The 6,895-nt window shown below is 66.6% G+C and carries 6 protein-coding genes; 2 read left to right on the forward strand and 4 right to left on the reverse strand.

Going from position 1 to position 6,895, the window contains the following annotated elements; translation table 11 throughout:
* Positions 1-86 precede the first annotated feature (86 nt).
* The gene (locus tag ACK4S9_RS20385; protein ID WP_409729321.1) at positions 87-821 is read right to left on the reverse strand and encodes a sensor histidine kinase; all 735 of its coding nucleotides are present in this window, start codon (positions 819-821) and stop codon (positions 87-89) included.
* A gap of 186 nt (positions 822-1,007) precedes the next feature.
* Between ACK4S9_RS20385 and ACK4S9_RS20390 the strand changes: the two genes are divergently transcribed.
* Complete coding sequence (locus ACK4S9_RS20390; RefSeq protein WP_409729323.1) at positions 1,008-1,463, forward strand: hemerythrin domain-containing protein; 456 nt, start codon at positions 1,008-1,010, stop codon at positions 1,461-1,463.
* Positions 1,464-1,532: 69 nt separating this feature from the next.
* Here ACK4S9_RS20390 and ACK4S9_RS20395 read toward each other — a convergent pair whose 3' ends face one another.
* Positions 1,533-3,155 (reverse strand): response regulator, encoded by a 1,623-nt coding sequence (locus ACK4S9_RS20395; RefSeq protein WP_409729325.1) that lies wholly within the window; start codon positions 3,153-3,155, stop codon positions 1,533-1,535.
* A gap of 259 nt (positions 3,156-3,414) precedes the next feature.
* On the opposite strand from ACK4S9_RS20395, the gene ACK4S9_RS20400 reads away from it, so the two are divergent.
* Positions 3,415-3,864 (forward strand): hypothetical protein, encoded by a 450-nt coding sequence (locus tag ACK4S9_RS20400; RefSeq protein ID WP_409729327.1) that lies wholly within the window; start codon positions 3,415-3,417, stop codon positions 3,862-3,864.
* A gap of 248 nt (positions 3,865-4,112) precedes the next feature.
* Here the strand turns inward: ACK4S9_RS20400 and ACK4S9_RS20405 are convergent, their stop codons facing one another.
* The gene (locus ACK4S9_RS20405; RefSeq protein WP_409729328.1) at positions 4,113-5,105 is read right to left on the reverse strand and encodes a diguanylate cyclase domain-containing protein; all 993 of its coding nucleotides are present in this window, start codon (positions 5,103-5,105) and stop codon (positions 4,113-4,115) included.
* A gap of 130 nt (positions 5,106-5,235) precedes the next feature.
* A partial coding sequence (locus tag ACK4S9_RS20410; RefSeq protein WP_409729330.1) for an ATP-binding protein occupies positions 5,236-6,895 on the reverse strand: 1,660 nt, incomplete at its 5' end.

The following is a 6,895-nucleotide window of genomic DNA, read 5'->3' on the forward strand; positions in this document are numbered from 1 at the left end:
GCTCTCGCTGTTGGGTGGGTGGGGCGCCCCCACAACACCCGCCCCCCCCCCCCCCCCCCCCCCCCACCCTACGGACTCACGAGGATTCAGCCGGCGGGCGCCTGCTTCGGCAAGGTCATGCGCAGCACCGCGCCGCCGTTCTCTCCGGCGGCCAGCTCCAGCGTGCCGCCCAGGAAGCGCGCGCGTTCGCGCAGCAGGCGCAGGCCGTGGCAGCTGGTCGATTCCAGCACCCTGGCAGGGTCCGGCAGGCCGCGGCCGTTGTCGCGCACGGTCAGCATCACTTGCTCGCCGTCGTCATCCAGGATCACGTCGACCTCGGTGGCGCGCGCATGGGCGGCCACGTTGCGCAGGCCTTCCTCGACGCAGCGCAGCAGCACCACGCCCTGGGTGCGGGTATAGGATTCGTCCTCGTCGGGCAGGCTGGTGCGCGCCTTGAAGCCGTGGGCGGCCGCGAACCCCGGCACCAGTTCGGCCAGCGCGGCCTTCAGGCCGAGGAACTCCAGCTTGTCGTTCCACAGCTCGAGCTGCATCTTGCGGTTGGTTTCGATGATGTTGGCGAGCAGCCCTTTCATCTGGGCGGCGCGGTCGCGCATGGCCTGGCTCTCGGCCGGGATGTGCTGGCTGAGCAGGGCGAGGTGCATGGTCAGCGCCGTCATCGACGAGCCCAGGCTGTCATGGAGCTGGCGCGCCAGCAGGCGGCGCTCCTCGTCCCAGCAGGCGGCGAGGTAGCCCAGCATCTCGGTGAGTTCAGCGGTGCGGTCCGCGGCCGGCGCCGTCGAGGCGACTGCGGCGGCGGGCTGCTGATGTGCCGGTTCGGTCATCGTAGGCTCGGTTAAATGTTTCCCCAAATCATACAACAGTTGGCGCGGAGGCGGCGCGCGAGCCGGGTGAATTGTAGCGGCCGGGCGACCGGAAACAGCGTGCGCTGCCGTACAGTCGCGTTGGCGGTTTCGGGCGAAGCTTGGGGCGTGGCGATACCACTTTATCAATAACCGGGGGTAATACAAATGACGACCGCAAACAAATCGCAGGATGCCATCACGCTGCTCACCGCGCAGCACCGCGAAGTCCATGAGATGTTCGAGAAGTTCGAGAACATGACCGACCGCGCCAAGGTCAGCAAGAAAAAACTCGCCGACGAGATCTGCCAGGCGCTCATCATGCACACCACGATCGAGGAAGAGATCCTGTATCCGGCGGTGCGCGAAGCGACCGAGGAAACCGAGGACATGGTCGACGAGGCCGTCGTCGAGCACGCGTCGGCCAAGGACCTGATCGCCCAGATCCAGGAAATGGACCCGGGCGACGACCTGTACGACGCCAAGGTGAAGGTGCTGGGCGAACTGGTCGACCACCACGTCGAGGAAGAAGAGAAGGAGATGTTCCCGAAGATGAAGGAACTGAAGCTGGACCTGCAGGCGCTCGGCCAGGAGATGGCGGCGCGGGCCGCCGAACTGGCGTAATAGCCTGTCTGTCCCGGCCCAGCCGGGACCGTCGACAGGGCAGGGCGCACGCCCGCGGGCGCGGGAAACTCAGGCCACGTCGGCCTGGGCCGGCGTCGGCGCCAGCGCCTCCAGCAACTGTTCCATGCCGACCGGCTTGACCAGATGCTGGTCGAAGCCCGCTTCCATCACCCGGCGCTTGTCTTCGGCCAGTCCGTAGCCGGTCAGTGCGATCAGGCGGATGTGGCGGGTGGCCGGGTCGCGCCGCAGGCGGCGCGCCACTTCGTAGCCGTCGATGCCGGGCAGGCCGATATCGACCAGCGCCGCGGCCGGGCGTCCCGCCAGCGCGGCCGCCACGCCCTGCAGCCCGTCGGCGGCGGTGTCGACCGGGAAGCCATGGGCGGCCAGCATGGTCGCCATCATCTCGCGGCCGTCTTCATTGTCTTCGATCAGGAGCACCGCGGGCTTGCCGGTGCCGTCGCCGAGCGGCGGCTGCGGGTGTGCCGGCGCCGCCACCGGTTCGGTGCGCGGCAGGCGGATCATGAAGGTGCTGCCGCTGCCGTTGCCGTCGCTGGCGGCGCTGACGCTGCCGCCATGCAACTCGACCAGGCGGCGCACCAGCGACAGGCCGATACCCAGGCCGCCCTGCGAGCGGTCGATCGAAATCGCTCCCTGCACGAACACGTCGAACACGTGCGGCAGCAGTTCCTCGGGAATGCCAACCCCGCTGTCGCACACCGTCAGCACGACGTCCTCGCCCGACTGCGCCACCCCGACGTCGATGCTGCCGCCGGCGGGCGTGTACTTGAGCGCGTTGTCCAGCAGGTTGGTGAGGATTTGTTCGAGGCGGGTCGGGTCGCCGTCGACCCAGCCCGGCGCCAGGTCGGTGCTGAAGCGGTAGCCGGCGGTGCGGCCGGTGGCGCGCAGGGTCTCGAGGCAGCCGGACACCAGGTTCGACAAGTCGGTCGGCTTGCGCGACAACAGGATTTTTCCAGACATCGCGCGCGACAGGTCGAGCAGGTCGTCGACGATGCGCGACAGGTGCTGGCTCTGGCGCTGGATGATCTGCTTGGCGCGGGCCACGGTCTCGGCGTTGGCGCCGGCCATGCCGATCAGCGAGGAAGCGCTGCTGATCGCCGACAGCGGGTTGCGCAGCTCGTGGCCGAGCATGGCGAGGAATTCGTCCTTGGCGTGGCTCTTGCGTTCGGCGTCGCGGCGTTCTTCCATCTCGCGCACCAGGCGGCGGTTGGTCGCGGTCAGCTCGGTGGTGCGCTGCGAGAGCTTCTCGGCCTGGCGCTTGAGCTGCTCGTTCTTCATCGCCAGCGCTACGAACACCGAGACCTTGGCGTGCAGGATCTGCGGGATCACCGGGGTGAACAGGAAGTCGGCGGCGCCGCGCTGGTAGGCCTTCAGGCGGTCGATCTCGTCGGCCAGGAAGGCGGTCACGAAGATGATCGGGATGTCCGCCGAGCGCGCGCGCTGGTGGATCGCCTCGGCGGTCTCGAAGCCGTCCATTCCCGGCATGTTCACGTCGAGCAGGATCACGGCGAAATCGTGGAGCAGCACCTGGCGCAGGGCCTCCTGGCCGGAGCGGGCCGAGTGCACTGTGTAGTTGCTTTCATCCGCCCACTGGTCGAGCAGGCTCGTCAGCGCTAGCAAGCTGGCGGCGTCGTCGTTGACGACCAGAATCTTGGGTTTGTCAGTGTGTGCCACGATGGTTCGCTGTGCTTTCCCTAAAGGTCGTGCCCTTAGGAAAGATCATACCAAACAAGATTGTTACGGTTAAAAAATCACTGTAATAACAAAGAATGATATCACGGGCAATTTAAGTGCAGACAGGCAAAACTCAATCGTGCGCATCCTGACATGTACGGTGCCGCACATACGGCGCCAGTCGGCTATGCGATAGTGGATTCGTCCAGTTCAACCGTATCAAATCGAGGACGGGGCTGCCTATATGAAAGGACAGATAATGAATATCGACTCTATCGTAAATCAAGACTATCACGGTAAATCCTTCCGTGACCTCGTCAATTCTCCGCTGACCGCCCTCAACAGCGTCACCGAGCAGCAGGCCAGCGCCTTTGCTGCCGCCGGCGTGCACACGATCGGCGATCTCGCCAACATGAAGATCGTCAACTACGCCATCGCCATCAAGGCCCTGTCCAGCTGCGAAGGCGCCTCGGGCACGGAGCAGGCCAGGGAAGATTTGCTCGACGACGCCGTCGAGATGACCTTCCCGGCCAGCGACCCGGTGTCGGTGCAGTCCAGCATCACCCGCATCGAGGTGGCGCCGGACAAGGTCGACGCCAGCCGCGACCACCAGGCCGCGCAGGCGATCGAATCGCACAGCGAAGAGCTGCTGCGTTCCGCGGAAATCAATACCAGGTATCTGCAGAAGGACGAAGGCGGGAACCGCTGATCGATCGGCGGTTGTTGCTTCCATGACGGGCCACGGGCGGCGGGAGCTGCCGGTGGCCTGTTTGTTTTGGTGCGCGCCGACGCTGGATTCCCGCCTGCGCGGGAACGACGTGCCAATGCTACTGGTAGTGGGAGCCAGTTCGATGTGTTGGGCGAAAACCGTCATGCCCGCCACTGGCGGCCACGACTCCCGGCCGAGGCCGGGATTTAACCCTGCGTGAGGATGGCGTGGCTGGCGCGCAGCGCCGCTTACCGATGCGCCGCCGTCTCCACGGCTGGATTCGCCGCCGGCATCTTGCTTGCCGCCTGGCGGTTCGCCGCCGGCGAGCAGAAACGGTTCTTGCCGGCGCGCTTGGCTTCGTACAGCGCGTAGTCGGCGATGCTGATCAATGCATCGACCGATTCGGCGTCGTCCGGGTAGATGCTGATGCCGATCGAGGTCGACAGGCGCAGGGTCAGGTCGTTGATGAAATAGGGCTCGGACACGGCTTCGACCAGCTTGGCGGCCGGTCCCTGGGCGTCGGCCAGGCTGTGGATCTCGCCCAGCACCACCATGAATTCGTCGCCGCCCAGGCGCGCCACCGTGTCTTCCTTGCGCGAGTTCGCCAGCAGGCGCTGCGACACCATCTTGAGGATGTCGTCGCCATAGGCATGGCCATAGGTGTCGTTGATCGCCTTGAAACCGTCCAGGTCGAGGTACATGATCGCGGCCTTGGTATGGCTGCGGTTGGCGTGCTGGAGCGCGGTCTCGATGCGGTCTTCGAGCAGGCGGCGGTTGGGCAGGCCGGTGAGGGCGTCGTGCAGCGCCAGTTCCTGCTGCGCGCGGCTGTACTGCGCCAGCTCCTTGTAGAGCAGGCGCACTTCCAGCATGTTGTGGATGCGTTTGTGCACTTCCAGCAGGTCGAAGGGCTTGCTGATGAAGTCGCGGGCGCCGGCTTCCAGCGCGGCGATCTTGAAGCTCGGCTGGGCGGTCAGGGCCAGCACCGGCAGGTAGCCGCCCTGTTCGATTTCCTTCAATCCCTTCATGACCTGGAAGCCGTTCAGGCCCGGCATTTGCAGGTCGAGCAGGATCAGGTCGTAGTTGTGCTCGCGATGCAGCGGGCATACCTGCTCGGGCAGCATCGTCGAACTGACACAGGTGTAGCCTTCCTCGCGCAATATCTCTTCCATCAGCTCGATATTGTCGGGCGAGTCGTCGACCACCAGGATCTTCGCGTTCAAAATGTCTTGTCTGCTCGGCATGCTCGTTCTCTTCTACGCTGTCGGTAACGTGTGCCATTTCCTTTTGGAATGGACACCTCCCATCTCTTCATAGTCTAGCAAAAGCCTAAAAATTTCTTGTAGGACAGCGCCGCGTGTCCGGGTAGGATCATTATCGACCATGGGCGCGTGCTCCGCCATTCACCATCTGTGCAGTCGGCACCGCTACCGAAGCGACCGCGGCGATGAGCTCTCCCGGTTCGACCGGCTTCGAAATATGGGTCGAAAATCCCGCTTCCAGCGCCTTCAGCCGGTCTTCCGGACGGGCAAAGGCGGTCAGGGCGATGGCCGGCAGCTGGCCGCCGGCCTCGCGCGGCAGGGCGCGCACCCAGCCGATCAGTTCGAATCCGTCGACTTCGGGCATGCCCAGGTCGCTCACCAGCACGTCCGGCCGGTCGGCGCGCAAGGCGTCGAAGGCTTCGCGCGCGCTGGCGGCCACCCGCACCCGGGCATGGCAATCGGTCAGGATGCGCGCGATCAGCTCGCGGCCGTCGCGCGCGTCGTCCACCACCAGCACCGTCAGCCCGGCCAGGTCGCGCACGGCGCCGTCGAGCGGCTCCGGCGCCGGCGCGGGCGCCGGTGCTGCGCGTGCCGGACGGCTGGCGGCGGCCGGCAGCTCGGCGCGCGGCAACTCGATCGTGAAGCTGGCGCCCAGGCCCTCGCCGGCGCTCTCGGCGCGCACGGTGCCGCCGTGCTGCTCGACCAGGTGCTTGACGATCGACAAGCCCAGGCCCAGGCCGCCATGCCGGCGCGTCATCGACGCGTCTTCCTGGCGGAAGCGCTCGAACACGTGGGTGATGAATTCCGGACGGATCCCGACGCCGTCGTCGCGCACGGTGATCGCCACCACCTTGCCGCCCTCGGTATCGCGTTCCCTGACCTCGACCGCCACCAGGCCGTCGCGCGGGGTGAACTTGATCGCATTCGACAGCAGGTTCCAGATGACCTGCTGCAAGCGGCCGGTGTCGCCGGCCACCAGGGCGCCCGGTGCCAGGTAGTGTTTCTCGATGGCGATGCGCTTGGCGTCGGCGGCCGGGCGCACGGTCTCGACGGCGGCGTCGATGAAGCTGCTTGGGGCGATCGCCTGCATGTCGAGCAACACCTTGCCCGAGGTGATGCGGCTCATGTCGAGCAGGTCCTCGATCAGCTGGGCCTGGGCGCGCGCGTTGCGTTCGATGGTCGAGAGGCCGCGCTGGAGGTCGGCGCCGTCGCGGCTGCCGCGGCGCAGCACCTGCGACCAGCCGAGGATCGCCGACAGCGGCGTGCGCAATTCGTGCGACAAGGTGGCCAGGAACTCGTCCTTCATCTGGCTGCTGCGCTCGGCCTCGGCGCGCGCCTCGCGTTCGCTCTCGAGCAGCACCTTGCGCTCCTCGGCGGCGCGGCGGGTGGCTTCGTACAGGCGGGTATTGTCGACCGCGATCGCGGACTGGGCCGCGATGCCGCGCACGATGCGCTCGCTGCGCTCGGTGAACACGCCGGGCTCCGGATGGCCGAAGAACATGGTGCCGAGCAGCTCGCCCGAGCGCGCAGCCACCGGCACCGCCATGTAGCTGCGCACCGCCGGATGCCCGGCCGGCAAGCCGAATTGCGGCGCGCTGCCGGCATAGCGCGCATCGAGCGCGATGTCGTCGATGCGCACCAGGCCCGCGGGGCGCAGTTCCGGCGGATACAGCGTGCCGACGCGCGGTTCGCCGAAGCTCTGGAACTCGCTCGAGGTGGCCCCGGACAGCGTGACCATCGTGAACAGGGTGCCGTCGCCTTCCTGGCCGTAG

The organism is Massilia sp. (genome assembly GCF_046293535.1).
In the GTDB taxonomy this organism is placed as follows: domain Bacteria; phylum Pseudomonadota; class Gammaproteobacteria; order Burkholderiales; family Burkholderiaceae_D; genus Telluria.

Coding starts and splice junctions, on each gene's coding strand:
- ACK4S9_RS20390 (WP_409729323.1), top strand. CDS start 1,008: ATGACGACCGCAAACAAATCGCAGGATGCCATCACGCTGCTCACCGCG.
- ACK4S9_RS20400 (WP_409729327.1), top strand. CDS start 3,415: ATGAATATCGACTCTATCGTAAATCAAGACTATCACGGTAAATCCTTC.
- ACK4S9_RS20385 (WP_409729321.1), bottom strand. CDS start 821: ATGACCGAACCGGCACATCAGCAGCCCGCCGCCGCAGTCGCCTCGACG.
- ACK4S9_RS20405 (WP_409729328.1), bottom strand. CDS start 5,105: ATGCCGAGCAGACAAGACATTTTGAACGCGAAGATCCTGGTGGTCGAC.